This is a genomic window from Bradyrhizobium sp. 21, from assembly GCF_023073335.1.
Taxonomy (GTDB): Bacteria; Pseudomonadota; Alphaproteobacteria; order Rhizobiales; family Xanthobacteraceae; genus Bradyrhizobium.
Genome location: NZ_JADPJG010000026.1, coordinates 238,734 through 264,407, shown reverse-complemented (window position 1 = coordinate 264,407; position 25,674 = coordinate 238,734). Strand labels below are relative to the sequence as shown.

The window sequence follows — 25,674 nt, the reverse complement described above, 5'->3', positions numbered from 1 at the left end:
GTCGGCATTGGCGGTGTATTCCGGGCTCTCGAAGCTGACGGCGACGTGGCTCTGGGCGGCGAGATTGTAGATCTCGGTCGGCCGGATCTGCTGCACCAGGCGGATCAGATTGGTCGAGTCCGTCATGTCGCCGTAATGCATCAGGAACGGCACGTTGCCGACATGCGGGTCCTGGTAGAGATGATCGACCCGCGCGGTGTTGAACGAGGACGAACGCCGCTTGATGCCGTGCACGACATAGCCGAGCGACAGCAGATATTCGGCGAGATAGGCGCCGTCCTGGCCGGTGATACCGGTGATCAGAGCTATCCGCTCAGCCATATCCGCAACTGCTCCCAACAGGGCCCCGAGGGGGGCGCCGGCGTCCCGCTCCGGCCGCTCCGCCCTTCTCTGACATATCGACCGCCGGGGTCAACTCAATATGGCAATGCACCGCCCGAGACCGCCGCCGAACCGAAACCCCTGCAGCCCACGGCAAATGCGCCTGAGGATTTTGTGCATAAGTCGCGGCCGTCGGGCCCGGAGCCTCGCTGGCGAGGCGCATCGCACATACTATCTCAGGTAGATTTCGGCCATCTCAGGTAGATTTTTGATTTTTCCTGACTTCTTTTTTCGGAGGGATGATTGTTCGATTCCGCGCAAGTTGCCGTCGTGCAAATCGGAAGCCGATGCCGCGCTTCCACTCGGGTGATCGGGATCCTCGCAATTCTGTTCGCAGCCGCCCTGCCGGTTGCCCCTGGCCTTGCCGAACAGCCGGCCAATCCGGCGGCCGAGACGAAAGGCGTGCAGCCTCCCGCCGGGGAAGCTGGCAAGGAAGCTCCCAAGGAAACAGCCAAGGAAACCGTCAAGGAAACCGTCAAGGAAACCATCAAGGACGCAACGACCGACGCGAAAAAGGCGAGTGTGAAAAACGCGACGGGGGCGCGGACGGAAGTCCCCGACTGCGCCGGCGGCGAGAGTTTCCAAAGGCTCGCAAATACGGCAAACAGCGCCGCGATCATCTACAACAGCAATCTCGTGCCCGCCGGCAGTAACGTCGAATTCGGGCTTGCGAGCTCTCTCGATCCCGAGGCGCACTATTTTGCGGTCTTCCTGGACGACAAGGAAGTCCCGCGGGACGAGGTCAGGCACGGCGCCCGCGCTCGAAAAGCGGGCGAAACGGACGACCTCGTCGTGAAGCGCCTGCTGAAGACCGGCGACACCATCGTTTCGATCGACGTTCCCAACGATGTCGCGGGATGGTGGACCCGGCGCAATCTTTACATCTACCAGTGCGACAGCGCGCGAAGGCCGCTTTACGTGTCCTACCTGCCGGTCTATCTCAGCCCTTACGCTCCGAGCATCTGGCTGGCGCTCGCGATCGTGGTCGCCGCCTATTTTCTCTCGGCCAAAGCCTTTGCTCGCTTGAACGGGACACCGTTGAACGGAATTCCGGCCTGGAATCCGATCCGGATCACGGCCGGCTCCGACAATCGCGGGAGCCTCTCTGCCTTCCAGGTGTTCTTCTTCACGATCCTGGTTTTCGCGATGCTCGCCTATGTCCTGCTTCGCACCGGCGTGCTCTCGGATCTTTCAACCACGATCCTGCAATTGCTCGGCATCGCAGGCATCGGGGCTGCGGCAGCCAAGGGCGCGGACTCGTCGAAGACCGCGCTCGATCCTGCAAATCAGGCCTGGCTCATGAACAAGGGCTGGTTCGACAAGGACACGGCCCGCGCCCAAGCCGATCCGAGCTTCTACGACCTGATCTCGAGCGACGGCAGCTTTGACGTTTACCGCTTTCAGAGCCTGATATTCACGGGCGCGGTCGGGCTCGCACTTTTCGTCGGCGGCGTGTTTCAACTTGCCTCCTTCACGGTACCGCAGAACATCCTCGGTATCCTGGGTCTCAGCCAGGTGGTGTATATCGCGGGCAAGCTCGTGACCTCGAACAATGCGACGCAATTGAACGCGGTCATCACCGATCTCCGCAACGCCGACACCGCCTATCGCGAGGCCGTCCACACCACCGGCGATACCCAGGAGGCAAGAGACAAGGTTGCCCGTGCGAAGGCAGCCTTCCTGGACAAAGCAGGGGGAGCGGCCAAGCTTTTCACCGACGTCACCGGTCATCCTGTCGACGACGCCAAGCTCCAGCCGTCACCGGGAGCGACCTGATGGCAAAGGTCGGGACGAAGCTCGCTGGGACACCGCCAAGGCTTGCAGCGCACCAGCCGCTTCAGTTCACTTCTCGCCGGCGCTGAGGACTTCCCCGAACTTCTCCCACGAATCGCCGGTCCAGCGTTGCAGCTGAAGCTGCGTATACGCCATGCTGCTGTCCGGGCCTGTGTTGATCGTAATTCCGGGGATGAGCATGGGGAGCGACAGTCCGCGGATGCTCGGCGCCTGCTTGACGATGTTCTCGCGCGAGAGGTCGTTGCCGCACTGTTTGAGCACCTGCTCCAGGATCTGCCCCTGCTGGGTACCGTATAGATAGTTGCTATCTCCGATATCGGCGCCCGGCAGATACTTTGCGAAATATTCCCGGTACCATTTGATGCCGGCGTCGCCGGCCCACCTCTTGTCGCTCGGATCCTTGCTGATCGTCGCAGCGACGATTCCAACAGCCTTCTCCGGCCCCGCGGGAACGATGGTTGAAGAGACGGAGCTCGACACGTAGTTGATCAGGAACAACGGCTTCCAGCCGATCTCGTCGGCCTTCTTGATCGCTTGCGCGGCAAATTTCGGCGTACCGGCGACCAGGAATGCCTCTACGCCGGACGCCTTGAGCGCGACCACATGGTCGCAATCAGCACCGTCCACCGAGCCAAGGAGTTGCGCCCGACGGGCGGCCTGATGTTGCGGCGTGATGGCAGCAGTCTACCTCCGAAGCAAGCACATCGGGGTTGACGGAAACGCAGCTGATGAAGAAGGTCGGTGGTCGTCGACGGCAGCCATGGCGCAACATCTGCACGACGACGATGAGACCAGGCAAGATGCGCAAATGAAACGCATCAAGCGCCGTGTTGGAGCGGGTGAAGGGAATCGAACCCTCGTATTCAGCTTGGAAGTCAGAAAATCTTGAAACACTTTCAAAGGCCGTTCTGACATTTTGCAGCTTTTTGATCCCTTGAGATGATTACAGAATTTCTCATTGTCAGAATGGTCGAGGGCTGCCTCGTAGGCGATTCGTCGCTATTCCAGATACGGTGCCAGCACATCTTCGATCCATTTCATGAAGGCGCGGACTCGGCGCGACAGGTTGCTCCGATGTGCTACGACGAGGGACACGGCGAGCGCCCGGCGGCGAAAATCGGGTATGATCTCCACGAGCGCTCCACTCTCTAAATATCGGCCAACCCCCAAGAGTGGCGCCTGAATCAGGCCAAGGCCGGCGAGGGCAGCGGCTTCGTAAGTCTGCGCGCTGTTGACGTGTAGCGCACCTGGCAACTGAAGCGTCGCGTAGCTGTCGCCGTCCGGATATTCCCATCCATAGGGTCTTGCGCCCAGCATCGCCGAAAAATGAATTGTCCGATGTTCCTGACGCTGGAGATCTTCCAGCGATCGAGGGATGCCATAGAGCGCCAGGTAGGCGGGACTGGCAGCGTTGACCATGCGCAACAGGCCCAGTGGGCGGGCAATCAGCGTCTCGTCCCCTATGGGTCCAAGCCGCAATACACAGTCGAACCCCTCTTGAACCAGATCGACTTGCCGATCCGTACTCGACACCTCCAGCTCCAACTCGGGGTGAGCCGCCATGAAATCCGGCAAGGCCGGCACGATCGTCGTGCGCGCCACCTCGGTCGGAAGATCGACCCGCAAACGCCCGCGAAGTGCTACGCGATCGCCTGCGAACATCGAGTGCAGGTCATCGACTTCAGCAAGCAGATCGCGGGCACGGGCATGAAATGCGCGTCCGTCCTCCGTCAACTGCACGCTACGCGTCGTCCGGTGCAGGAGCCTGACACCGACATCTTCTTCCAGCTTCCGGACCGCCGTTGAGGCCCTTCCCTTTTGGATGCCCAGGCTATCGGCCGCGCGGGTGAAGCTCCCCATTTCCGCCACCGTTATGAAAATGAGGATGGGTTCGAGATTCTGCATTTTCGCGCCTCGGTATTGTTCACCGCAGAGAGAACAGTGCGTTCATTTCCTCGGTGTTTATCATATTTACGAGACACAATAACCTTCGAATATGAGATCACCCCATCGGAGAATGACAAGTGTCCGAAACTCTGAACCGGCATCAGGTGCCTGAAACCATGACCTTGCATCGCGCGCTGTGGGCCGGCCGGATAATGAGCGCGTTTGTCGTTATCGCACTGGTGGCAGACGGCACTATTCAGCTTTTCGCGCCGGCACAGATCGCGAGCGTGTTGCAGGAAACCGGGTTCGCGATGGACCTGACCCGTGTCGTGGGTCCGATCATCCTCGCCTGCGCCATCCTTTACGCCAACCCGGCCACCGCCGTGCTCGGCGCGATCCTGGTGACGGGCTTTTTGGGAGGTGCCATCTGCGCCCATGTCCGCATTGGTGAGTTGGGGTCGCCGCCGGAAATCATCTCCCTGCTTCTGGGCGCGATGACATGGGGCGGCCTCTACGCGCGCGATCCCCGAATCCGGGCCGTTCTGCCGCTCATCCGTTGAACCAACAGGGGCAGTAGCCCTGTCCCGCAAGATCAGGAGAAAACGCATGTTTTTAGTAATGGGAATCACGGGAAAAGTGGGCGGCGCAACGGCAGAACGTCTGTTGGCGCACGGCAAGGAAGTACGCGCGCTGGTCCGCAATCGCGAGAAGGCGTCAAGCTGGGCGAACCAGGGCGTGGAACTGGTTGACGGTGATTGGACTGATGCGGCGGCCATCGAGCAAGCGCTCAAAGGCGTCGAAGGCGCGTTTGTCATGTTGCCGGCTGTCTGGGCCCCCTCGCCCGATTACAAAGAAGCCAAGGGCGTGATTGCGAACTATGTCGAGGCGCTCACCAAGGCAGCGCCGCCGCGGGTGGTAGCGCTTTCGTCGATGGGGGCGAACAGAACCAGCGGGCTCGGGATGATCACGGCCTTGTCGCTTCTGGAGCAAGGTTTTCGCGACCTGATATCGCCAATCGCATTTGTGCGCGCAGGTGGATTCTTCGAAAACTTCCTCTACGGCTTGCAGGTCGCCCAGGGCGGAACACTACCGGTCTACTACAATCCGACAAACCGGAAATCGACCATGGTCGCGACCAACGACATCGGCGCGGAGGTCGCAACCCTTTTGACAGGGCCGGTGTGGTCAGGGCGGCGCGCCGTCGAGCTTGGTTCGATGGTCTCCGCGGATGAAGTCGCGGAGCAATTGGGTGAAGTCCTGAATCTCGACGTGAAAGCCTTTGCAGTCCCGCGTGCAGGATGGGCGAAAGCGTTCGAGCAATTCGGCATCCCGAAGGGCCACACCGGACCTGCCGAAGAAATGTTTGAGGCCGTGAATGCAGGATGGATGGACCTTGGAGTCGAGGGTACGGAGCACGTAGCGGGTACGACGTCCGCACGCGACGTCTTCGCGGCGGTTGCGGCAGGTCGTCATGACGAGAATCGCGCCGTAACCATCAGAAAAGATCGCGGGTAAACATGAAAATACTGGTTTTGGGGGCAACCGGCGCAACCGGTCAGCTAATCGTCCGCGACGCCGCAGCGAGCGGTCACTCCGTAGTGGCGCTGGTTCGTGCGAAAGCGCGCTCCGATCTACCGGGAGCCGAACTGATCGAGGGCGATGTGCGCGACGAGGAGACCCTCTCGCGCGCTTCGGACGGCTGCGATGCCGTCGTCAGCTCGTTGGGCACCGGTATGGGCTTCCGCGAGGTCGACCTGCTGACAGTCGCGACCCGCGCCCTCGTCGTGGCAATGACCCGCACCGACGTCCGCCGTCTAATCTGCATCTCCGCGCTCGGCGTCGGCGACAGTCGTGGTCACGGAGGCTTCATCTTTGACCGGCTGTTCCAACCGTTGCTGCTCGGCCCCGCCTACAAGGACAAGGACCGCCAGGAAGCCACGATCCGCGCCAGTTCGCTCGACTGGGTTGTCGTCCGCCCCGCCATGCTCACCAACGACCCACCGCGTGGCCGCGTCAGGACCACCACCGACCTCGCAGGCGTGAACGGCGGTAAGATAGCGCGCGCCGATGTCGCTCAGTTCGTGGTCGAGCAATTGACGGCCGACACCTGGTTGCGGCGGACACCCGTCATCCTGTGGTGAAGGGGGCGTAGATCACTTTTCGAGGCGCAGCAATCGGCGGAGATCAATGAAGATCGAGATCGAACATGAAGGTTCTTGTTTTGGGTGCAACGGCCGGGGCGGCGTCGAGATAATCCGAAGGGACGCGAACCAGTTCGTCGAAACCGAACAACGAAACCGTTTTCGGTGATGGCACTCAAGTCGCTGAACGACTTCAATCTCGAAACCTTTGGAACTGAGGTCCTGCTCACCCTCGCAACGGTCACTACTGGCTGATCGTTCGGCTATTTCATCGGCGTAAACTTCGCGCGCCTCATATTCCGTCTATCCTATTTTTACGCCATCGCAGCCGATCGCCGCACGCCCGTTCAACACATCTTCCTCAAACCAAGATCTTCGGTTTTGATGAACTCGCACCTGCCTGAAAACAGCGGTGTGGGAATATGCGAAATACGAAAAACAGTCGGTCGAAAAGCGAGCAACAGAAAATGTAAAGCAGCCTTTGTCAGAATGAGATCATCAAAAAAAGAGCCGTCCCTCTCGCTAAGTCCATGAAAACATTGGAGCGGGTGAAGGGAATCGAACCCTCGTATTCAGCTTGGAAGGCTGCTGCTCTACCATTGAGCTACACCCGCGACAGGGGCTCCCTAACACGGCCGGGCGGCGGTCTCAACTGCCCCGGGGGCAACTTTGCGGCGGCTTTCGGGCGCTTCCGGCCCGTGCACGGAGCCGATTTCGCCCTGCTCGCCTCCCCTTAACAGCGGCAGCCTCCTGGCCTATATTGAGGTCTTCCGAAACCAACGAAAGGAGGTGATCCAGTGTCTCTTACCAAGCGCTGTCACCTCGCTGGGATCGCCCGCTAAGCCTTCAATAGAGGCTTGGCATCGGGGCGCTCTCAGCCCTGGACCAGCGAGCAAGAAATCGGGCGCGACGGGGCCTCCCCGCCGCGCCTTTTCTTTTGGGAATTGCTCTGATCCCGGGGGCCCGGCGCGCCGGTTCAGATTTGGCGGAGCCGCGCGCGGAGCGCGACGGCGGCGATCAGCAGGCCGACGCACCAGGCTATGGCCGCCCGGTGTGGCTCGCCACCGAGGAGCACGGTGAAGATGCTCGCGAGCAGGCACGGGGCGATCGCCTCGCTGTTCCGGCTCGCGAGCGAGAGCAGGAACGGCATCGCGGCGATCGATGTTTGAAGCACGCTCATTGGCGGGTTGTTTTGCCGCACAGAGCCTAGAAGCCGCCGACATTCGACGCGCGCGGCTGCTTGCCACGGCGGCTTTCGACGATCCGCTCGCCGCCGTTTTCGGCCGAGCTGCCGTAATAGCGATGATGGCCGGACTGGTCGTGCAAATCCGCGGCTTCCGACTTCTCCGACCGACGCGCGTCGCAGATGATCTTGATGGTCGACATGGCCGCCTCCAAAGGGTTCTTGTCGCCATCAGTCGCCACGGCTTCGGGCGGCGTTCACGCCTTGAAGCGGCAATCGCGTTTCAGGACGGTTTCGTCGTAGTTCCCGCCGCGCAATATTTTCCGCAGCACTATTGTCGGGAGCGGCGGGGGTGATACGTCCTTTGAGCTGCGCGCAGAAAAAACGACGAGGTGACGATGCTTTACGCCATCCTGGCCTACCATGTGGAAGACGAGATCCTGTCCTGGACGCCGGAGCAGGACGCCGCGGTCGTGGCTAAGGTCATCGAGGTTCAGGCGCCCTTGAGGGCGAGCGGACATTTTGGGCCGGCCGCCCGTCTGGATGGCACCCGCAAGGCGCACACCCTGCGCGGCCCCGGCGCAGGCGTGGTGCTGGACGGTCCGTTTACCGAGACCAAGGAGCAGCTTCTCGGCTTCCATCTTGTGGACTACGACACGGATGAGGAGGCGATCTCTGCCGCGCGGACGTTACGCCAAGTCAATCCGACTGCGGTCTACGAAATCCGCCCGGTCAAGCTTTACGTGCCGGCCGACGGGTTCGGCGCGACACCGGGGTGAGCCGCCGCCTTACGCGTCCGGCTCGGACCGCCGGATATAGAAGCGCTGGATCACGCGCCCGCCGAAGGCGATGAACCACAGGAACGGCGCGACGCGCGGCGCGAACGCCGCAACGATTGTGCCCGGGATGAACACCAGCAGCGGAAACAGCGAGGCCATGATCTCGTGGCGCCAGCCGCCAAGAATCCTCCACCACAGCCAGGCATTGAGGCCGGCGATCGCGGTCAGGTGCAAGCCGTAGAGCACGGCGACCGCGCTGCTCATGGGGTAGTTGGTGTAGAGGCCGTTCGTCACCGGCAGCAGCACGATCGACAGCAGGAAGAACAGATTGAGGATCACCGCGCCGCGGCTGCCGACGGGCTGTCGCGCGAGCCGCCGGTGATGGCTGATCCAGAACACCCCGGCAATGATGAAGCTGAGCGCGAAGCCGGCAAGCTTGCCGGAATAGACTTGGGCGAGATCACTCCAGTCGGGCGCGCTGGTGAAGACCGCGGCCTTGGGCAGGTCGTAAGCGAGCAGCGTCATGGCGACGCCAAAGATGGTGTTGCTGAGCGATTCCAGCCGCCGCATCTCGAACTGGTCGGATTTGAGCTCGTCATGCCGGGTGGGCGCTTTTTCGGAGTGGAACCTTGGACCGCCTTGTCCCTAGGTCCTAACATCGGTCCCGTCCAGCCGCATTGCGATTCGCAGCGGGATCGCCGACTCTGGCTGTTTCACCGGGGCGATTCGTGGCGACATATCTGGACACGCTCAATGCGGAGCAGCGCCGCGCCGTGGAGCATGGCGTGGCCGAGGGCGCGACCGTGGGCGTCCCCCTGCTGGTCATTGCCGGCGCCGGGTCAGGCAAGACCAACACGCTGGCCCACCGCGTCGCGCATCTGATTGTCGCGGGCAGCGATCCGCGCCGCATCCTCCTGATGACGTTCTCCCGCCGCGCCGCGGCCGAGATGGCCAGCCGGGTCGAGCGCATCGCCCGAAAAGTGCTGGGCGAGAACAACGCCGCGATCATGCGCGACGCCTTGAGCTGGGCCGGCACGTTCCACGGCATCGGCGCGCGGCTGCTCCGCGAATATGCCGAGCGGATCGGCGTCGATCCGTCCTTCACCATCCACGACCGCGAGGATTCCGCCGACCTGATGAACCTGGTCCGGCATGAGCGCGGATTGTCGAAGACCGAGAGCCGCTTCCCCGCAAAGGGCACGTGCCTCTCGATCTACTCGCGCTGCGTCAATGCGGAGATGGAGATCGAGAAGGTGCTGGGCCAGCACTATCCCTGGTGCGCCGGCTGGGCGGCCGAGCTGAAGGGCCTGTTCGCGGCCTATGTCGAGGCCAAGCAGGCCCAGCACGTGCTCGATTACGACGACCTCCTGCTCTACTGGTCGCAGATGATGAGCGATGCGCTGATCGCCGAAGAGATCGGCGGCCGTTTCGATCACGTGCTGGTCGACGAATATCAGGACACCAATCGCCTGCAATCCTCGATCCTGCTGGCGCTGAAGCCGGACGGGCGCGGCCTCACCGTGGTCGGGGACGACGCCCAGTCGATCTATTCCTTCCGCGCCGCCACCGTCCGCAACATCCTGGACTTTCCGCAAAGCTTCTCGCCCCGCGCCGAGATGATCACGCTCGACCGCAATTACCGCTCGACGCAAACTGTGCTGGCGGCGGCCAACGGCGTCATTGGCCTTGCCCGCGAGCGCTTCACAAAGAACCTCTGGACCGACCGCGCCGCCACGCAAAAACCACAGCTCGTCACCGTGCACGACGAAGCTGACCAGGCGCGCTACATCGTCGAGGAGGTGTTGGCCAACCGCGAGCAAGGCGCGCTGCTCAAGCACCAGGCGGTGCTGTTCCGCACGTCCTCGCATTCGGGCCCGCTGGAGATCGAGCTGACCCGCCGCAACATCCCCTTCGTGAAATTCGGCGGGCTGAAATTCCTCGACGCGGCTCACGTCAAGGACGTGCTGGCGCTGCTACGCTTCACGGAGAATCCGCGCGACCGCGTCGCCGGCTTTCGCATCCTGCATCTGTTGCCGGGCATCGGACCTGCAACGGCGCAGCGCGTGCTCGACCAGATGGCGGAGAGTGCCGATCCGCTTGCCGCGCTAGGCCAGCTCCCGGTGCCGCCGCGCACCGGCGCGGACTGGACCGACTTCGTCCGCACGGTCGAAAACTTGCGCTATTCGGAATGGCCGGCCGATCTCGAACGCGTACGGCTCTGGTACGAGCCGCATCTCGACCGCCTCCACGAGGATCCCGAGACGCGCCGCGCTGATTTGATGCAGCTCGAGCAGATCGCGAGCGGCTACGCCTCGCGCGAGAAATTCCTGACCGAGCTCACGCTCGATCCGCCGGATGCGACCAGCGACAAATCCGGCCCTCCCTTGCGCGACGAGGACTATCTGATCCTCTCCACCATCCATTCGGCCAAGGGCCAGGAGTGGAAGTCGGTGTTCGTGCTCAACGTCGTCGACGGCTGCATGCCGTCCGATCTCGGCGCCGGCACCAGCGCGGAGCTCGAGGAGGAGCGCCGCCTGCTCTATGTCGCGATGACGCGCGCCAAGGATGATCTGCACCTCGTGGTGCCGCAGCGCTTCTTCACCCACGGCCAGGCCGCCAAGGGCGACCGCCACGTCTACGCCTCGCGCACCCGTTTCATCCCGGAACAGCTGATCTATCTGTTCGAGCGCACCGCCTGGCCGAAGGCAGGCGCGGCTGGGGCCCGCACCGCGGCGCAGGGGCCGAAGGTCGACATCGGCGCGCGGATGCGCGGGATGTGGCGGTAATTACGCGTTCAGCCTGTCGAACTGGACCTTGCCTGCCTTCATCACCATGGGGATATGCTCGCCCTGGCCGAGCAGGCAGGCGACATCGCGCAGCGGATTGCCGTCGACCACCAGCAGGTCGGCGACAGCCTCGGGCGCGATGCGGCCGAGCTTGCCCTCCATGCCGAGCACCTCGGCGCCGATCACTGTGGCGCTGGCGATAACGGCGCGCGGACCGAGAATCTCGGCGCGGATGCGGAATTCGTCGCTCTGGAGGCGTTGCGACGGCCCGAGCAGGTCGCTGCCAAATCCCATCTTCACGCCGGCGTCGCGATAGATCGTAAGCGAACGCAGGCCGGCGTCGCGGACATCGGCGATCTTGGCAACGCTCTCCGGCGGCAAACCATATTGGGCGCCCTCGTTGGCGAGCGCCTCGTAGGTGACGAGCGTCGGCACCACATAGGCGCCCTTCTCGGCCATCAGCTGCGCGGTCGGAACATCGACCAGATTGCCATGCTCGATGGTGCGCACGCCGCAGCGCACCGCGCGCTCGATGGCGGCAGCAGTGTAGGCGTGGGCCAGGACATAAGTCTGGCGCCCGCGCGCCTCCTCGACGATGGCGCGGATCTCGTCCTCGGAGTAGCCGAAGGCGCCGACAGGATCGGTCGGTGAAGCGACGCCGCCGGAGGCCATGATCTTGATCTGGTCGGCGCCCATCTGCAGCTCCTCGCGTGCCGCCCTGCGCACGCCGTCGACACCGTCGGCAACGCGCGCCAGCGCGCCGACGCGCACGCAGCAGGGACACGGTGCATCGCTGGCGAGATAGTCGGATCGCGCCCGCATGTCGCCGTGGCCGCCGGTCTGGCTGAGCGCGCGGCCGGAGACGAACAGCCGCGGACCATCGGTCAGACCGGTCTCGATCGCCTGCTTCAGCGCATGGCCGGCGCCGCCGGCGTCGCGGACGGTGGTGAAGCCACGCCGCAGCATGCCGCGCAGCAGCAGCGTCGAGCGCAGCGTCACCAGCACGTTCGGCATGTGCACCTGCTGCGACAAATTGAGCTCGACCGCCACCGCATGCACATGCAGGTCGATCAGGCCTGGCATCAGCGTCTTGCCCTTCAGGTCGATGGTGCGGTCGACTGCGGCCTGGAGCGGCCGGTCGGAGACCTCCTTGATCACGTCGTCCTCGACCAGCACGTGATGTCCGTCCAGAAGGTCCGGCTGAAGCGGATCGAGCAGAGCGGCGTTCTTGAAGAGAATGCTGGGCATGGATCGTTTCCTGTCTGGTCAGGACTGTACGAGCAAAGCGGGCAGCGCGAGTTGCGCGAAGGGCAGACACGACATGACATCGTCCTCGCCGTACCAGCCGGCTTCATGGAGCAAATTCAGCGAGCCGCGCGTGCGCCCGCGCCAGCGCACGGGCATGTTGAGCACGCTCTCGCAGCCGAGCGAAGCAATCAGCTCGTGATCGGAAAACACCTCGCGCAGATCGTCCCGGGTGCGTCCGATATAGGCCTCGCCGCGGTCGAGCACGGCCTCGGTCCACGGCCCCGGCGCCAGGCGCTTGCGTCCGCCCGCCGGGTAAGGTCCGGGGAGATTGGAATACACCCGCGCGGCCTCCCTTGTGTCGTCGTCATAGGTCAGGATCGTGAACAGCTTGTGCCCGACCGCCGACTTCAAGGCGTCGTCCAGCGCCGCAAACAGGGCCATCGGCTGATCCGCCCTGCCCTGCGCGGCTGCCACAGTGCAGAGCAGCGGGTCTGATCGGTGTTTCGTCGCCCTCATGCGACTTCGCCCGCCGCGATCTCTTCCAGCGAACGGCCGCGCGTCGGCACGCCCATCACCACGACGGTGAGCGCTCCGATCAGCAGCACACTGGTGGTGAGGCCGAACACGCCGACGAAGCCGAAATTGGGATAGAGATAGCCGACCAGGATCGGCGAGACGATCGCGCCGATGCGGCCGATCGCGGAGGCGAGCCCGGCGCCGGTGGTTCTGACCGCCGTCGGAAACACCTCGGCGGTATAGGCATAGACGCCCGCATAGGTGCCGTTCATGAAGAAGGACAGCAAAATTCCCGCCAGCATGATGTGCTGGTCGCTCTGCGCGAACGCCAATCCGAGCGCGCTGACGCCGCCGAGCACCATGTAGGACGCAATCGTCGCCTGCCGGCCGATGCGCTCGTTGAACCAGGCGGCGCTGAAATAGCCGGGAATCTGCGCGCAATAGATCGCGATCGAATAGGCGAAGCTCTTGGTGATGCTCATGCCGTTCTGGACCAGAAGGCCGGGGATCCAGACGAAGAAGGAATAATAGCTGAAGGTGATCGCAAGCCACATGATCCAGGTCATGATGGTGATGCGCGCCTGGCGACCGGCGAGGAGCGCGGCGAAATTGGCAAGCAGCGTCCCTCCGGTCCCGGCAGGGGCCGCGGCTTCGACGACCGGCTCGGACAGCACGTGCCCCTCACGTGCGAAGCCGGCCTCGATCCTGTCCAGCACGGCTTCGCCTTCCTTCTCCCGCCCCCGGCTTTCCAGCCAGCGGGGCGATTCCGGCAGCGCCCTGCGCCACCACAGCAGCATGACCACCGGCAGCGCGGTGATCACCAGAACGATACGCCAGCCGTTCTCATAGGCGGGGACGATGAAGTAGCCGAGCAAGGCCGCCGCGACGAAACCAAAGGAGAAAAATCCGGCCAGCGCGCCGGTAAAGCTGCCGCGAAAGCGCCGCGCCACGAACTCGGCGAGATAAGGCGCGATGATCGCGCTCTCCGCCCCGGTCCCCATGCCCGCCACGACACGGGCGGCGAAGAAGGAGGTCCAGCCGTCCGCCGCCGCGCTGACGATGGAGGCGGCACAATAGAGCGCCAGCGCCGACATCATCACCGCACGGCGGCCGATCAGGTCGCCCAGCGTGCCCGCCAGCAACGCGCCGAACAGGAAGCCGATATAGGTGCTGCTGCCGAGCACGCCGATCTGCACACTCGACAGATTCCAGGTCGTGCGCAGCACCGGCAGGATGAACGCCAGCACGGCTGCGTCCATCGCGTCGAACGTGTAGCCGAGCCCGCCCATCAGCAGCAGATGCGTGTGGAAGCGCGCGAATGGAAGGCGCTCGATGCGCGCCGAGATCATCGACATGAAAGTCCCCCTCGATCTGACGGCCCCGGCGCGCCGCGTGTCGTGGGAGGAACCATAGACAAAGTGACATTATCGTCATAATTTATAATCATGATCTAATATATCACTACGGTGAATGTTCTGTCGTTCCGATCGCTCGACCTCAATTTGCTGAAAGTCTTCGAGGCGTTGATGACCGAGGGCAGCGTCACGCGCGCCGCAAACGCGCTGACGATGACGCAGCCCGCAGTAAGCAACGCGCTTGCTCGGCTGCGGGACGCACTCGGCGATCCCCTGTTCGTCAGGGCCGGCACCGGCATTCGTCCGACCCAGCGCGCCGTGGTGCTGTGGGAGCCGATCGGCGAGGCGCTCGAAACCGTCCGCGGCGCGCTCGACGAGCAGGTGTTCGATCCGCGCCGCGCGCAAACCGAATTCAGCCTCTCGATGTCGGACTACGTCGCCTCGCTGGTGATGCCTGATCTGCTGAACCATTTCGGCGAGGTCGCGCCCAAGGCGCGAATCCATACCGTCCCCAACACCGTCGTCGAGATCGCCGATCAGCTCGAGGACAACAGGGTCGATTGCGTGCTGAGCGTCTATGTCAACGAGGCGCAGCAGCCGGCCGCCATCCGCTCGCGCTCGCTGTGGACCGTCGACTACGCCTGCTTCATGCGGCGCGGCCATCCACTCGCGGCGATGAAACGGCTCGGCACGCGCAGCTTCCTCAACGCGGGGCACGTCGATGTGAGCCTCGCCGGCAAGACCCTGCCGTCCTACGACCTCTTCCTCGCCTCGCGCGGGCTGTCGCGCAACCTGGTCGCGACCGTCAATCACTACAGCGCCGCCTACGAAATCGTGCGCCAGTCCGACCTGATCGCCGTGCTGCCGAGCGATCTGCGCTCGCAATCCCGTCACGCGCCGTTCCTGCACGCCATGCCGCTGCCGCTCAAGGCGCCGCCGCGCATCGTCAGCCTGTTCTGGCACCAGCGCAACGACACCGTACCGGCGCAGCGCTGGCTGCGCGAGACCCTGGTCGAGACGTTCGCCCGGGCCGATTGAAGGCGTGCGAGCCCGACACGACGAAGAAGCGGAAACGATGCGTTTCTCGGAGCGGCATTGTTGTCACCCTCGCCGCCGCCTAGCTCCACCGCAAAGCAATCCCCTCCCACAGTGACAGGCGCAAGCACGTCCGCAGAGACCTCATCGATGACCGCACCGCTCGAATTCGGACTGGATACTTTTGGCGACGTCACCAGGGACGCCTCCGGCGCGAGGCTTCCGCACGCGCAGGTGATCCGCAACGTCGTCGACGAAGCGGTGCTGGCCGACGAGCTCGGCCTCGACTTCATCGGCCTTGGCGAACACCACCGCGCCGACTTCGCGATCTCCTCCCCCGAGACCGTGCTGGCAGCGATCGCAGCGCGTACGAAACGCATCCATCTCGGCTCGGCCGTGACGGTGCTGAGCTCGGACGATCCGATCCGTGTCTTCCAGCGCTTTGCGACGCTGGACGCGCTCTCGAACGGACGCGCCGAGGTGATCCTCGGCCGCGGCTCGTTCACCGAATCCTTCCCGCTGTTCGGCTTCGACTTGCGGGCTTACGAGGCGCTGTTCGAGGAAAAGCTCGACCTGTTCACGGCGCTCTTGTCGCAAAAGCCGGTGACCTGGGAAGGCAAGCTGCGTCCACCGCTGAAAGATCAGTTGGTGTACCCCCCGGTCGAGAACGATCAGCTCAAGACCTGGATCGGCGTCGGCGGCAGCCCGCAATCGGTGGTGCGCGCCGCGCATTACGACCTCCCCCTGATGCTCGCGATCATTGGTGGCGATCCCACGCGCTTTGCGCCCTTCGTCGATCTCTATCACCGCGCCTTCAAGGAGTTCGGCCGGCCGGCAAAGCCGATCGGCGTGCATTCGCCCGGCTACGTCGCCGAGACCGACGAACAGGCCCGCGAAGAACTCTGGCCCGACTACAAGGCGATGCGCGACCGCATCGGCAAGGAGCGCGGCTGGCCGCCGATGGGCCGCGACGAGTTCGTCAACGAGGCCGAGCACGGCTCGCTCTATGTCGGCGCGCCGGAAACGGTGGCCCGCAAGATCGCCAAGACCGCGAAGGCGCTCGGCATTTCGCGCTTCCAGTTGAAGTATTCGGCGGGTCCCCTGCCGCACGAGAAGCTGATGAAGAGCATCGAGCTCTACGGGCGGAAGGTGATGCCGATGGTGAAGGAGATGATGGGGTGAGAAAGCAGTCCGTCTTCGCTTTCGCTATGCTCTAGCTTCGCCGGAAACGCTTCGCACTGACGGGCTACGCTCGGCTGCGCCATGCGTAGCCCGTCAGTGCGAAGCATGGTGGGGGAAGAAGGACTCGAACCTTCGAAGTCATAAGACGGCTGATTTACAGTCAGCTCCCTTTGCCACTCGGGACACTCCCCCGCTCGACGGCAGCACAATCGGGCCGGACCTTCCCGGCGACCGAAGACGGCCATGGAACATGAAGCCGCAAGAGCCCGGATAGGGACGCGACCGGCCGCGTTTATGGGCGATGCGGTGGGGCAAAGTCAACCGAGCCGACCAGCTAAAATGGCCCTCGAAGGCACCCAAATTGCGATATTCCGAGACCCGTGACACAAGCAAGCCCATGAACGATCGAAAATTCGGCCCGAAGGGGCGACGGGGCGACGGTAAGCCCTTCAAAAAACCCGGAAAATCGGCCGGCCGGCCGGCCCGGCGCGACCGCGATTCGGACCCCGACGGGCCCGTCATCCTCTATGGCTGGCACACCGTCACCATGGCGCTCGCCAACCCCCAGCGGCAGATCCGCAAGCTGACGCTGACTGAGAACGCCGCAAAGCGGCTCGCGGACGAAAATATCGAGACCCGCGTCACTCCCGAGATCGTCCGGCCCCAAGAGATCGACCGGCTGCTATCGCCCGACGCTGTGCATCAGGGCCTGCTCGCGGAGGCTGATGCCCTGCCCTCGCCCGACATCGAGGATTTGGAGCAGGACGGCATCTTGCTCGTGCTGGACCAGATCACCGACCCGCACAATGTCGGCGCCATCCTGCGCTCGGCGGCGGCGTTCGCGGTGAAGGCGATCGTCACCACCGCGCGCCACAGTCCGGAAGCGACCGGCGTGCTGGCCAAGGCCGCCTCCGGCGCGCTGGAGCTGGTGCCTGTCGTGACGGTGCAAAACCTCGCCCGCGCTCTGACCACGCTCAACGAGCTCGGCTTCCAGACCGTCGGGCTGGACAGCGAAGGCAGCGAGGACCTCTCGGACGTCGTGCTGCGCGAGCCGCTCGCGCTGGTGCTGGGCGCGGAAGGCACGGGACTGCGGCGTTTGACGCGCGAGACCTGCAGCGTCGTTGCGCGGCTCGACATGCCCGGCCAGATCAAGAGCCTCAACGTCTCCAACGCCGCCGTGCTCTCGCTCTATGTCGGCGCGAGCCGGCTCGGGCTGATGAAGCGCTAACAAAACAAAACGCCCGTCCGCATCGCGGACGGGCGTCTCGTTGGTCAACCGATCAGAGATCAGTAATAACGGCGCAGCACGCGGTGGCCGCCGTAATACGGCGCCGGCGCGTAACGACGGGCGTAGCCGTAGCGCGGGCCGTAGCCGTAGTGGGTGCGCGGCAGGTAACCCGCACGCGGGCCATAGCCGTAGCGATACGGGCGGTAGTACGGGCGGCGATAGGGATAGGCCGCCGGCGCTTCGACGGCAGCGGCGCGATAGCCGTAGCCGTTGCCATAGCCATAACCGCGGCGATAGCCGTATTCGGCGGGCGCGACGACCGCGTCCTCACGATAGGTCGGATACGGCGCGAAGGCGCCCGGGCCGGTATAGGTCGGACCCTGGTTGACGTGATAATATTGCGTGGTCGGCTCGGCGAGCCGCTCATAGGCGCCATAGCCGGCCCCATAGCCATAACCGCCGCAACCCGTGTTGCAGCCGGAATAGACCGGAGCAACCGGCTGGCACGGGTCGAAGCCGCAGGCCGCGGCCGGCGCGGCCCCGACGAACATCACGGCAGCCGCCGCGACCAGTCCCGAAATCATCTGACGCATTACTCTCTCCTGTTGATTTTCGTTTGTTGGATTTTGTCGTTTCTTAACCCGGCGGCCTGCCGGGCATCGCTGCACGCGGCCGCGGCCGAGGGCGCCGCGGCTGGTCGTTGAACTCAGGCGCGAGGATCACCGGCGGCGGATCGACGGGCACGTCCATCTGCGCCGGCAGCGGCGCCGATTGCACGCCCCAGCTCTGGTGATAGCTCTCGGCCGGCTTCGGCAATTTGCGATTCGCGGGCGGCTCGACCTCGAGCCGGCCATAACCGGGCCGCAGGCCCAGCGTCGGATAGTAATGGCCGACATCTTCGGGTTGCCGCTCGGCAACATAGCGCCCGCCATAGATCGTGGGCTGCACCTGGACGTTCTTCCCCAGGCCCCAGACACTCTCGATCACGGTATAGGACGCGTCGATGTTGTTGATGATGATGGGCACGCCCGGGCGGCCGGGAACGACGACATCGAAGCCGCCGCCGGCAAACGCCGTCGCGGGCAGTCCGATCAGAAAGGCAGCGAGCGCCAGAACGCGCATGAGGGGGACCCCGATTATCCGGCGACAACCTACCCGATCGCGACGCAGAGAGGGTTAAGGCCCTCTCACCAAATGCCGGTAAGCCTAATGTGTAAGGATTGCGCGCCGCTCAAATGCTGCAAAGCGACTAGCGAAGCATTAACGCCGGCGGACTCTGCTCCGGAACCATGACGGGGCTCACATCGGTTTGACCATCGGCTCTCGAAAATCCGCCGGTTTCATCGGAACGTCCGGCGTCCTCGGCGTTTAGCCCCCGTCAACAAGATGGGAGCCAAACAATCATGAACATCAAACTTCTCGGAGCCACGGCGATTGCGGCAACCCTGGTGGCAGGCTCTGCCATGGCGCAGGCCGTGATCACCAATCCCGGCCGCTGCGCGGCGCAATTCCCCAACGCCAACTGCCAGAACGTCGGACCGGGAAATCCATACACCGACAGCGGCTATCGGCATCGCCGCGTGTCCTATCGCCAGAGCAATGGCGACTGGAATAACGACTGGAACAGAAGCCGTACCGGGTTCTGGCCCACTGATGTCGCGGCCGGCGTGGCCGGCGCCGCCATCGGTACTGCGGGCGCGATCGCAACCGCCCCGTTCCGTGCCACCAACGACGCCTACGCTTACGACAATTCGTGGGACAACCGCGGCTGGGACAATCGTGGGTGGGACACCCGCACCTACGCCCAGCGCAACGGCTTCGTCTGCACGCCCGGCACCTGGTTCAAGGGCGAAGACGGCCGCCGGCACATCTGCCAGTAAGGCGATTTGAACGGAAGCTACAGACAGGCGGCCCTCGGGGCCGCCTGTTTCGTTGCCCGCGATACGTCGGGGGTTCTGGCACTTTCCAACCAAGTCTGATATTGCGGCGCGCGGGCGCGGATGACCCGGCGCAGGCCGGTCCCTGCCCCGCCTCCTCAGCGTCGCCGGCTTAGCTCAGCGGTAGAGCAGCGGTTTTGTAAACCGAAGGTCGGGGGTTCAATCCCCTCAGCCGGCACCAGTGTTTACAATGACTTAGCCAACAAATGTAGCCCGGATTTTCCAGGTCGTAGGCCGCGAATGATGTTGGGGGATACAAGGGGCTACACTCGGAAACTTGCAACAACCGGATTTGCCCGCCAAAATTCGGGGGGAGTACCGTGGTGAGGACCGGGACGGCAAGCATTTAGCCAAACGCATAACCACTCCCCCTTCCGGCCGCCTTGCGCTGCGCTGAGGTGTCAAGCCAGCGTGAGATGCTGCCAGAACCGCGGGTTAGCGCGACATGCGGCAATAGCTTGGCGACCTGCCCAAGGAGATCACTTCGATCAGCCGCCACTCGATAAGTATTGGATGCTCCCTGCCTTGTTCGGGATCGCTGTGACACCTCAATCAACCCCGATGGCATGGGACCCATTGTGACCTCACTGCTGAACAGCAGACATCCTTGCGCACCCCCGGGCTCACTTTCCGGCGTTAAAACGTACGGCCTCTGCTCGAGCTACATTGACCTTTGACCGCGAGATTGGCGCTCTCGGCACTGTGACGCCGCGCGCCGTCGGCACCTGCACGGTGTGAATGATGAAAGGCGCGAAGGAGAGGTCTTCGCGGCGCCGCACTCGATCCGTCGCCAGCATTCACAGAAGGGGGCGCGAGACGGCCCTTACTGGTCCTCCTGCTCTAATTGTTCGGCAAGTCCGTCATATTCTTCAGTCAGATCCTTGAGCTTTTCAGCGAACTGCGGGTGAGCCGTCCCTTCGGCTAGTTGACGCAACCACACCGCCCTCTTGCGCGACCTTTCCGTGTCACGATCGATAGGAGCTTTCAGATGCATTTGCTTTTCCTCCTTGCTCACAGAAAAGCCGCCCCGAAGAGCGGCCTTTCCATCGTTGGACGTAATTCTGTGCGGCGTTCGAGCGCCGTCTTTGGCAGACGTTGAAGCATACTCTCACTCTTCGATTACCATCGTGTAGCGCACCCAACGCTCGAGCTGCCGCACATCCACCGGCAGTGTTGCACTAGGCCTCGCGGAGACGCCGTCCTTCCCTGGCCCGATCACCGGAGGAAATTACGAATGTGCCAATCCATGGATCGCGGCATAGGCAAGTAGAGCAGTGCAGATGCCCCTGCCGGTCGAGGCTTTGACACAGAGCCACATTCACGACCAAACCTTCCCGCCCGAACGGATGTCTTGATAGTCAGGATTTTCCCGACGGGGAGAAGCGATCTCCTGACTGCCTGGCGAGTTGCCGATCACTATATTCCGTTCGGACTAGAGTGATCGTCCGTGGAGACCCGTGAGAAATGTATGTTTTTGAGGACCTCGGCCGGCAAATTTTTGCGCAACATCAGAGACTACCCGGCCGTAGAGCCGAGAGAGTTCTCGTGTAGATGCCGGCAAGTCTCGGACTGCAGTCATAGGCCTTGCGTGTACACTCACCTGCCTGCTTCTGTCCGTATATGCAATTGCTTGATCGCTCCCAGGGCGATCGTCACCGGAAGGTGCCAGAAATCGTGATAGCTGTGAGCCACTGGGGAATTCGCCCAGATCAGTGCAGCGGCGGCGGCAGCGAGCAGGACCGCACCGCTGACAGCCTCGACATGCAGGAACCGCTGAAGGGTGTTGAGGGCCTGTTCGGCCAGCCGCTGGGCTTTCGGCAGATCGTCAAACGGAGGATTGTGATTCACGGGCGCAGGATCTCCGCGTGGCGGCCCGACCATCGCTTTCCTGTCGCTACCGATACAGCGAACACCCGAACCCCGGTTATACATCGCATGGGCGTCATTTCAACCTTCCACGACGGAACACGGCGTCCGGAAAGCCGGCCGTGGAGGGATCAGGCGGCAGCAGCTGCATCATCCGCCCTCTCGGGCGGCACTCATTCCGGGTGTGTGTGCTCGCAGGCGCTCGGAATCCTTTCAGGCTCTGGAGCGGTACCGGCGCGCTAAAACGCCTGGCAGGCTCCGCCCTTGCGCTTGACGGGTCGTCCCCGGCGTACTGAAATCCCCGCTCCGGCTGGTGTTGCGGGGAGTTCTACAGGGGCTTTGCGCAGCGCTGAGCAACACGACACCATAGGTTGCCGCCAGGATCGGAGTTTTGGTCCGGCTGTCCGGCAGCGAGAGAGCAAGCGCCGCGGATGTGCCGCCGCGCACCCCGCTGTTACGTACTCCAAGAGGAGCGCACTTGCGGGTGCGCTCCTCTTGTGCGACGACGCGATTGGAACACGACTATCAGTGTGTAACCAGCGGACACGCCGAGTCGGACAACTTTCCGAATGCTTCTTCGCCCGACATCGTGTGAACCAGTTTGTAATAGTCCCAAGGTTGTTTGGACTCATCGGGTTTCTTGACCTGCATGATATACATCTCATGCTCCATCAGGCCGTCGGCACGGATCTTGCCGTTGCTAGTGAACATGTCGTCGATCTTCATCTTCTTGAGCTCCGCCATGACCTTCTCTGAATTGGTGGAGCCGGCAGCCTTGACCGCGTTGAGGTAGCTCATGGTCGCCGAATAGTAGCCCGCCTGATTCATGGTGGGCTCGCGCTTCGTCTTCTCATAGTAGCGTTTGGCGAAGGCGCGGGTCTTCTCGTTAAGATCCCAATACCAGCCGGTGGTGAGGTACAGGCCCTGTGCGGTCTTGAGGCCGAGGCTGTGAATGTCGCTGATGAAGGCGAGCAATGCGGCCGGCTTCATTGTCTTGGCGATGCCGAACTCGTCGGCAGCCTTGATTGAGTTAGTGAAGTCGTTGCCGGCATTGGCCAGCCCAAGCACCTGCGCACCAGCGTTTTGCGCCTGGAGCAGATAGCTCGAGAAGTCCGACGTGGAGAGCGGGACGCGCACGGCGCCAGTGACCTTGCCGCCATTGGCCTCGACCACCTTCGAGGCGGACTCCTGCAACTGGGTGCCGAAGGCGTAGTCAGCCGTGAGGAAGAACCAGGTTTTACCGCCCTGCTTCACCATCGTCTTGGCGGTACCGTTGCCGAGTGCCGTCGTGTCGTAGACATAGTGCACGGTATAGGGCGTGCAGTCCTTGCCGGTCAGTGATGCGCCGGCTGCGCCGATAGCGATGAACGGAATTTTCTTCTCCTTGGCGACATTGTTCATCGCCAGGCTAACTCCCGTGTTCGATCCGCCGAGAATCATCGTAATGCCGTCCCTGTCGGCCCATTCCCGGAATTTTTGCGCTCCAACGTCGGGCTTGTTCTGGTGATCGGATACCATGAACTCGATCTTGTTCCCGAGCACGCTGCCGCCAAAATCCTCGATCGCCATCTTGGCCGCCTCGACGCCGCCGGGGCCGATCACGTCGGCATACAGGCCGGACATATCGTCGATATCGCCGATCACGACCTTGTTTTCGGCCGCGTGTGCAGTCGTCACCGCCATTGACGCCGCCAGCAACAGTTGAACCGTTCTTACCGCAATGCATTTCATTTGACGTGTTCCTCCTTTTCGAATTCAGCGCGAGGTCGTCAAGACTTCGCGTCGTCACGTCGCGCTCGGTGATATCAACTAGACGCCGAGATAGCGTTGGAGCAGCTCCGGCTGGGCCTTGAGCTCCCGCGCCGGCCCCTCGTGCACGATGTGTCCGTTGTTGATGATGTAGATCCGGCTCGCCAGCGCCAGCGTCGCCGCCAAATTCTGCTCGACCAGCACGATGGTCTGGCCGGCGGCGGCGAGCTCGCGGCAGGCCTTGACGAGATCGTGAACGATGACGGGCGCGAGCCCCTCGAACGGCTCGTCCAGCAGCACGATCTTGGGGTCGCGCACCAACGCCCGTGCGATCGCGAGCATCTGCTGCTCGCCGCCGGAGAGCTCGGTGCCGCGGTTGTTGCGCCGCTCCTTCAGCCGCGGAAACATTTCGTAGATCCGATCGAGTGGCCAGCGTTTCGGCGCAGTGATGCCGGCGAGGACGATGTTTTCCTCCACCGACAGGCTGCCGAAGATGCGGCGTTCCTCGTGCACGAGCTGCATGCCGGCCTGGGCGATTCTGTGGCTCTTTCGTCCGGCGATATCAATGCCCTCGAACTTCACGCTGCCGCTACGCGGCGTCACGACGCCCATCAGGCTCTTCAGCGTCGTGCTCTTGCCGGCGCCATTGCGACCGAGCAGCGCCACCACTTCGTGACGCGCGACGTGCATGGCGACGTCGAACAGGATGTGGGAGTCACCGTAATAGCTGTTCAGGCCGTTGACCTCGATCAGGCTCATGCGGCGATCTCCCCGTGAACTCCGCCGAGATAGGCTTCCTGCACGGCGGCGTTGGCCTTGATTTCCTCCGGCGTGCCGTCGAGCAGAACCTTGCCTTCCTGGAGCACCGTTACGCGTTCGACCAGCTCGAACAGCGAATCCATGTCGTGGTCGATGATGATCATGGTGCGCCCTCGCGCGATCGATTTGAGCAGCTTGACGGTCTCGACCCGCTCCCGTGGGCTCATGCCTGCAAGCGGTTCGTCGAGCAGCAGCAGGCGCGGCGAGGTGGCGAGCGCGAGGCCGATTTCGAGCCTGCGCTTCTCGCCATAGGCGAGCTCGGATACCGGCGTATCGGCCCGGCGGCTCAAATTGACGAGGGCAAGCGTGTGCTCCACCTGCTCGGTCAGGCCCTTGACGCTGGAGAGCTTCCGGAACAGGTCGAGCCGGAATTTTCCACGTAGCTCGGCCAGCGCGGCGATCGTCAGGTTCTGCCGCACCGTCAACCCGGTGAAGAGCTGGTTGACCTGATAGCTCTTGGTGAGGCCGAGCTGGCAGACCTCGGTCACCTTCAATCCCGTGATGTCTCGCCCCTCGAATACGATCTGGCCGGAGCTCGGCGCGATCTCGCAGGTCAGCATCTTGAAGAAGGTCGATTTGCCGGCGCCGTTGGGGCCGATGATCCCGCGCAACTCGCCCTGATTGACGCTGAAATCGATGTCGCTGTTGGCGACGAGACCGCCATAGCGTTTGGTCAGGCCGGTGGCTTTCAGGATCGGCCCGGAATAGGCGGGATGCGCGACCTCCTTGGCCTGCATCGGCGCCGGAGGGGGTTGCAGTGTGGCTTCGGCGTCAGCGGCCTCCTGCTCCATCTCCGCATCCGTTCGCTTTCGGTTGCCCGAGACGAGGCGGTAGAGATCGGCAAGACCGCCGATGATGCCGCCGCGCAGGAAGCAGACCAGCAGCACGAAGACGACACCCAGCACCAGCTTCCAGGCTGCGCCGAGGCCCAGCGCGGACTGGAGGAAGTCCTGAAGGAAGAGCCAAACGGTTGCGCCGACCAGCGGTCCGAACAGCGTGCCCCTGCCGCCGATGGCCGTCTGCATCACGAGCTGGCCCGAGGTGTCGAAGGTGAAGGCGTCGGGCGGCATGAAGGCCTGGAGCACGCCGAGCAGTCCGCCGGCGAAGCCCGCGTAAGCGGCTGCGATCACGAAGGCGGTCAGCTTGTAGCCATGGATGTTGTGTCCGACGGCCGTGGCGCGCAGCGGATTGTCGCGGATCGCACTCAGAATCGCGCCGACCGGCGAGCGCACGATCCTGAGGGCGATGACGACGCCGACGAAGTAGCACAGCGCGATGAACTGATAGAGCGACCAGCCATTGGTGAAGTGGATGGAGGTGAAGCCGAGATCGAAGCTCGGCGTCGGTACCCCCGGCAGGCCGTTCTCGCCGCCGGTGAAATCGGAAAGTGGATTGAACTCGACGAAGAAGAACACCTCCGCGATCGCCACGGTGATCATCGCGAAATAGATGCCGGTGCGGCGCAATGCGATCAGGCCGATCAGGTAGCCGGTCGCGGCCGCCGCGATCATGCCGATGATCAGCGCGCCCAGCACGTTGCCGAAGCCCGCGCGGGTCAGCAGGTAGGCGGCGACGAAGCCGCCGGTGCCGTAGAAAGCGGATTGGCCGAACGAGAGCAGGCCGGTGAAGCCGAACAGGATGTCGAAGCCGAGGCCGAACAGGCCCCAGACCAGGATCCGGTTCACCGTGTTCGGCGCGAAGCCGAGGTGAGGCAGCACGAAGGGAGCCACGATCAGGCCGATGGCCGTCAGTGTCTCGATCAGGAACGGGCGTTGCTTGAGCATCAGG

General features: G+C 63.3%; 25 protein-coding genes, 3 tRNA genes and 1 pseudogene. 11 read left to right on the top strand and 18 right to left on the bottom strand.

What is annotated here, in order from left to right; all coding sequences use genetic code 11:
• Positions 1–321: GDP-mannose 4,6-dehydratase (locus IVB31_RS22515; RefSeq protein WP_247322684.1), on the bottom strand; the 321-nt coding region annotated here is incomplete at its 3' end.
• A 366-nt stretch (positions 322–687) separates the two neighbouring features.
• Between IVB31_RS22515 and IVB31_RS22510 the strand changes: the two genes are divergently transcribed.
• Positions 688–2,157, top strand: a complete 1,470-nt coding sequence (locus tag IVB31_RS22510) for a hypothetical protein (protein ID WP_247327655.1) — start codon at positions 688–690, stop codon at positions 2,155–2,157.
• Positions 2,158–2,223: 66 nt separating this feature from the next.
• Here IVB31_RS22510 and IVB31_RS22505 read toward each other — a convergent pair whose 3' ends face one another.
• Entirely contained in the window at positions 2,224–2,802 is a 579-nt protein-coding gene (locus tag IVB31_RS22505) for an ABC transporter substrate-binding protein (protein ID WP_247327653.1), read from the bottom strand.
• 372 nt (positions 2,803–3,174) lie between these two features.
• A complete protein-coding gene (locus IVB31_RS22500; RefSeq protein ID WP_247327650.1) occupies positions 3,175–4,080 on the bottom strand; it encodes a LysR family transcriptional regulator in 906 nt (301 codons plus the stop codon).
• A 119-nt stretch (positions 4,081–4,199) separates the two neighbouring features.
• On the opposite strand from IVB31_RS22500, the gene IVB31_RS22495 reads away from it, so the two are divergent.
• Genes IVB31_RS22495 through IVB31_RS22485 form a run of 3 tightly spaced genes read left to right on the top strand, consistent with a single transcriptional unit; the run spans position 4,200 to position 6,203 of the window.
• Positions 4,200–4,622: a DoxX family protein gene (locus tag IVB31_RS22495; protein WP_247327647.1), complete on the top strand. Its 423-nt coding sequence runs from the start codon at positions 4,200–4,202 to the stop codon at positions 4,620–4,622.
• Positions 4,623–4,668: 46 nt separating this feature from the next.
• Complete coding sequence (locus IVB31_RS22490) at positions 4,669–5,577, top strand: NmrA family NAD(P)-binding protein (RefSeq protein ID WP_247327644.1); 909 nt, start codon at positions 4,669–4,671, stop codon at positions 5,575–5,577.
• Positions 5,578–5,579: 2 nt separating this feature from the next.
• Complete coding sequence (locus tag IVB31_RS22485) at positions 5,580–6,203, top strand: SDR family oxidoreductase (RefSeq protein WP_247327641.1); 624 nt, start codon at positions 5,580–5,582, stop codon at positions 6,201–6,203.
• 540 nt (positions 6,204–6,743) lie between these two features.
• Here IVB31_RS22485 and IVB31_RS22480 read toward each other — a convergent pair.
• The 3 genes from IVB31_RS22480 to IVB31_RS22470 form a co-directional block, all read right to left on the bottom strand.
• Positions 6,744–6,817, bottom strand: a tRNA-Gly gene (locus tag IVB31_RS22480).
• A gap of 362 nt (positions 6,818–7,179) precedes the next feature.
• The gene (locus tag IVB31_RS22475) at positions 7,180–7,383 is read right to left on the bottom strand and encodes a hypothetical protein (RefSeq protein ID WP_247327638.1); all 204 of its coding nucleotides are present in this window, start codon (positions 7,381–7,383) and stop codon (positions 7,180–7,182) included.
• A gap of 26 nt (positions 7,384–7,409) precedes the next feature.
• Positions 7,410–7,589 carry a hypothetical protein gene (locus IVB31_RS22470; RefSeq protein WP_247327635.1) on the bottom strand — a complete coding sequence of 60 codons (180 nt, stop codon included), beginning with the start codon at positions 7,587–7,589 and terminating at the stop codon, positions 7,410–7,412.
• A 195-nt stretch (positions 7,590–7,784) separates the two neighbouring features.
• On the opposite strand from IVB31_RS22470, the gene IVB31_RS22465 reads away from it, so the two are divergent.
• Positions 7,785–8,165: a YciI family protein gene (locus IVB31_RS22465; RefSeq protein ID WP_247327632.1), complete on the top strand. Its 381-nt coding sequence runs from the start codon at positions 7,785–7,787 to the stop codon at positions 8,163–8,165.
• A 9-nt stretch (positions 8,166–8,174) separates the two neighbouring features.
• On the opposite strand, the gene IVB31_RS22460 is transcribed toward IVB31_RS22465, so the two are convergent.
• Positions 8,175–8,735, bottom strand: coding sequence for a TMEM175 family protein (locus IVB31_RS22460; protein ID WP_247327628.1), 561 nt, complete (start codon positions 8,733–8,735; stop codon positions 8,175–8,177).
• Positions 8,736–8,893: 158 nt separating this feature from the next.
• Here IVB31_RS22460 and IVB31_RS22455 point away from each other — a divergent pair, with 158 nt between their 5' ends.
• Positions 8,894–10,951 (top strand): ATP-dependent helicase, encoded by a 2,058-nt coding sequence (locus tag IVB31_RS22455; protein ID WP_247327625.1) that lies wholly within the window; start codon positions 8,894–8,896, stop codon positions 10,949–10,951.
• Here IVB31_RS22455 and IVB31_RS22450 read toward each other — a convergent pair whose 3' ends face one another.
• From IVB31_RS22450 to IVB31_RS22440, 3 genes are read right to left on the bottom strand one after another with little or no spacing between them, the layout of a single operon-like run.
• Positions 10,952–12,199, bottom strand: a complete 1,248-nt coding sequence (locus tag IVB31_RS22450) for an amidohydrolase family protein (protein WP_247327604.1) — start codon at positions 12,197–12,199, stop codon at positions 10,952–10,954.
• Positions 12,200–12,217: 18 nt separating this feature from the next.
• The gene (locus IVB31_RS22445) at positions 12,218–12,715 is read right to left on the bottom strand and encodes a GAF domain-containing protein (RefSeq protein ID WP_346730889.1); all 498 of its coding nucleotides are present in this window, start codon (positions 12,713–12,715) and stop codon (positions 12,218–12,220) included.
• On the bottom strand, positions 12,712–14,070 hold the full coding sequence (locus tag IVB31_RS22440; protein ID WP_247327598.1) for an MFS transporter: 1,359 nt from the start codon (positions 14,068–14,070) through the stop codon (positions 12,712–12,714). The genes IVB31_RS22445 and IVB31_RS22440 overlap by 4 nt, the downstream gene beginning before the upstream one ends.
• 111 nt (positions 14,071–14,181) lie before the next feature.
• On the opposite strand from IVB31_RS22440, the gene IVB31_RS22435 reads away from it, so the two are divergent.
• Together IVB31_RS22435 and IVB31_RS22430 are read left to right on the top strand one after the other, a co-directional pair.
• The gene (locus IVB31_RS22435) at positions 14,182–15,108 is read left to right on the top strand and encodes a LysR family transcriptional regulator (RefSeq protein WP_346730888.1); all 927 of its coding nucleotides are present in this window, start codon (positions 14,182–14,184) and stop codon (positions 15,106–15,108) included.
• Between the two features lie 147 nt (positions 15,109–15,255).
• Positions 15,256–16,287: an LLM class flavin-dependent oxidoreductase gene (locus IVB31_RS22430; RefSeq protein ID WP_247327581.1), complete on the top strand. Its 1,032-nt coding sequence runs from the start codon at positions 15,256–15,258 to the stop codon at positions 16,285–16,287.
• 106 nt (positions 16,288–16,393) lie between these two features.
• Here IVB31_RS22430 and IVB31_RS22425 read toward each other — a convergent pair.
• A tRNA-Tyr gene (locus IVB31_RS22425) sits at positions 16,394–16,479 on the bottom strand.
• 205 nt (positions 16,480–16,684) lie between these two features.
• On the opposite strand from IVB31_RS22425, the gene rlmB reads away from it, so the two are divergent.
• Positions 16,685–17,515, top strand: coding sequence for a 23S rRNA (guanosine(2251)-2'-O)-methyltransferase RlmB (gene rlmB / locus IVB31_RS22420; protein ID WP_247327577.1), 831 nt, complete (start codon positions 16,685–16,687; stop codon positions 17,513–17,515).
• 59 nt (positions 17,516–17,574) lie between these two features.
• Here rlmB and IVB31_RS22415 read toward each other — a convergent pair whose 3' ends face one another.
• Both IVB31_RS22415 and IVB31_RS22410 read right to left on the bottom strand, forming a co-directional pair.
• Positions 17,575–18,108: a hypothetical protein gene (locus IVB31_RS22415; protein WP_247327575.1), complete on the bottom strand. Its 534-nt coding sequence runs from the start codon at positions 18,106–18,108 to the stop codon at positions 17,575–17,577.
• Between the two features lie 43 nt (positions 18,109–18,151).
• Positions 18,152–18,637 carry a hypothetical protein gene (locus tag IVB31_RS22410; RefSeq protein ID WP_247327572.1) on the bottom strand — a complete coding sequence of 162 codons (486 nt, stop codon included), beginning with the start codon at positions 18,635–18,637 and terminating at the stop codon, positions 18,152–18,154.
• A 281-nt stretch (positions 18,638–18,918) separates the two neighbouring features.
• Between IVB31_RS22410 and IVB31_RS22405 the strand changes: the two genes are divergently transcribed.
• Positions 18,919–19,395, top strand: coding sequence for a hypothetical protein (locus tag IVB31_RS22405; protein ID WP_247327560.1), 477 nt, complete (start codon positions 18,919–18,921; stop codon positions 19,393–19,395).
• A 163-nt stretch (positions 19,396–19,558) separates the two neighbouring features.
• Positions 19,559–19,633: transfer RNA gene (locus IVB31_RS22400), tRNA-Thr, on the top strand.
• Between the two features lie 642 nt (positions 19,634–20,275).
• Here IVB31_RS22400 and IVB31_RS22395 read toward each other — a convergent pair.
• From IVB31_RS22395 to IVB31_RS22370, 5 genes and pseudogenes are all read right to left on the bottom strand, one after another.
• Complete coding sequence (locus tag IVB31_RS22395) at positions 20,276–20,446, bottom strand: hypothetical protein (protein WP_247327556.1); 171 nt, start codon at positions 20,444–20,446, stop codon at positions 20,276–20,278.
• 644 nt (positions 20,447–21,090) lie between these two features.
• A pseudogene (locus IVB31_RS22390) lies at positions 21,091–21,333 on the bottom strand (Na+/H+ antiporter NhaA); the annotation flags it as partial.
• Between the two features lie 510 nt (positions 21,334–21,843).
• Positions 21,844–23,001: an ABC transporter substrate-binding protein gene (locus IVB31_RS22380; RefSeq protein ID WP_247327554.1), complete on the bottom strand. Its 1,158-nt coding sequence runs from the start codon at positions 22,999–23,001 to the stop codon at positions 21,844–21,846.
• A gap of 126 nt (positions 23,002–23,127) precedes the next feature.
• Positions 23,128–23,826, bottom strand: a complete 699-nt coding sequence (locus IVB31_RS22375) for an ABC transporter ATP-binding protein (protein ID WP_247327550.1) — start codon at positions 23,824–23,826, stop codon at positions 23,128–23,130.
• Positions 23,823–25,670, bottom strand: a complete 1,848-nt coding sequence (locus tag IVB31_RS22370) for a branched-chain amino acid ABC transporter ATP-binding protein/permease (protein ID WP_247327548.1) — start codon at positions 25,668–25,670, stop codon at positions 23,823–23,825. The genes IVB31_RS22375 and IVB31_RS22370 overlap by 4 nt, the downstream gene beginning before the upstream one ends.
• Positions 25,671–25,674 lie beyond the last annotated feature (4 nt).

Excerpts from the sequence above, each read along its gene's own strand:
- IVB31_RS22470 (WP_247327635.1), bottom strand. The coding sequence starts at position 7,589 with ATGTCGACCATCAAGATCATCTGCGACGCGCGTCGGTCGGAGAAGTCG.
- IVB31_RS22450 (WP_247327604.1), bottom strand. The coding sequence starts at position 12,199 with ATGCCCAGCATTCTCTTCAAGAACGCCGCTCTGCTCGATCCGCTTCAG.
- IVB31_RS22430 (WP_247327581.1), top strand. The coding sequence starts at position 15,256 with ATGACCGCACCGCTCGAATTCGGACTGGATACTTTTGGCGACGTCACC.
- IVB31_RS22405 (WP_247327560.1), top strand. The coding sequence starts at position 18,919 with ATGAACATCAAACTTCTCGGAGCCACGGCGATTGCGGCAACCCTGGTG.
- IVB31_RS22445 (WP_346730889.1), bottom strand. The coding sequence starts at position 12,715 with ATGAGGGCGACGAAACACCGATCAGACCCGCTGCTCTGCACTGTGGCA.
- IVB31_RS22475 (WP_247327638.1), bottom strand. The coding sequence starts at position 7,383 with ATGAGCGTGCTTCAAACATCGATCGCCGCGATGCCGTTCCTGCTCTCG.
- IVB31_RS22370 (WP_247327548.1), bottom strand. The coding sequence starts at position 25,670 with ATGCTCAAGCAACGCCCGTTCCTGATCGAGACACTGACGGCCATCGGC.
- IVB31_RS22465 (WP_247327632.1), top strand. The coding sequence starts at position 7,785 with ATGCTTTACGCCATCCTGGCCTACCATGTGGAAGACGAGATCCTGTCC.
- IVB31_RS22415 (WP_247327575.1), bottom strand. The coding sequence starts at position 18,108 with ATGCGTCAGATGATTTCGGGACTGGTCGCGGCGGCTGCCGTGATGTTC.
- IVB31_RS22490 (WP_247327644.1), top strand. The coding sequence starts at position 4,669 with ATGTTTTTAGTAATGGGAATCACGGGAAAAGTGGGCGGCGCAACGGCA.
- IVB31_RS22410 (WP_247327572.1), bottom strand. The coding sequence starts at position 18,637 with ATGCGCGTTCTGGCGCTCGCTGCCTTTCTGATCGGACTGCCCGCGACG.
- IVB31_RS22440 (WP_247327598.1), bottom strand. The coding sequence starts at position 14,070 with ATGTCGATGATCTCGGCGCGCATCGAGCGCCTTCCATTCGCGCGCTTC.
- IVB31_RS22500 (WP_247327650.1), bottom strand. The coding sequence starts at position 4,080 with ATGCAGAATCTCGAACCCATCCTCATTTTCATAACGGTGGCGGAAATG.
- IVB31_RS22395 (WP_247327556.1), bottom strand. The coding sequence starts at position 20,446 with ATGCATCTGAAAGCTCCTATCGATCGTGACACGGAAAGGTCGCGCAAG.
- IVB31_RS22485 (WP_247327641.1), top strand. The coding sequence starts at position 5,580 with ATGAAAATACTGGTTTTGGGGGCAACCGGCGCAACCGGTCAGCTAATC.
- IVB31_RS22460 (WP_247327628.1), bottom strand. The coding sequence starts at position 8,735 with ATGCGGCGGCTGGAATCGCTCAGCAACACCATCTTTGGCGTCGCCATG.
- rlmB (WP_247327577.1), top strand. The coding sequence starts at position 16,685 with ATGAACGATCGAAAATTCGGCCCGAAGGGGCGACGGGGCGACGGTAAG.
- IVB31_RS22380 (WP_247327554.1), bottom strand. The coding sequence starts at position 23,001 with ATGGCGGTGACGACTGCACACGCGGCCGAAAACAAGGTCGTGATCGGC.
- IVB31_RS22375 (WP_247327550.1), bottom strand. The coding sequence starts at position 23,826 with ATGAGCCTGATCGAGGTCAACGGCCTGAACAGCTATTACGGTGACTCC.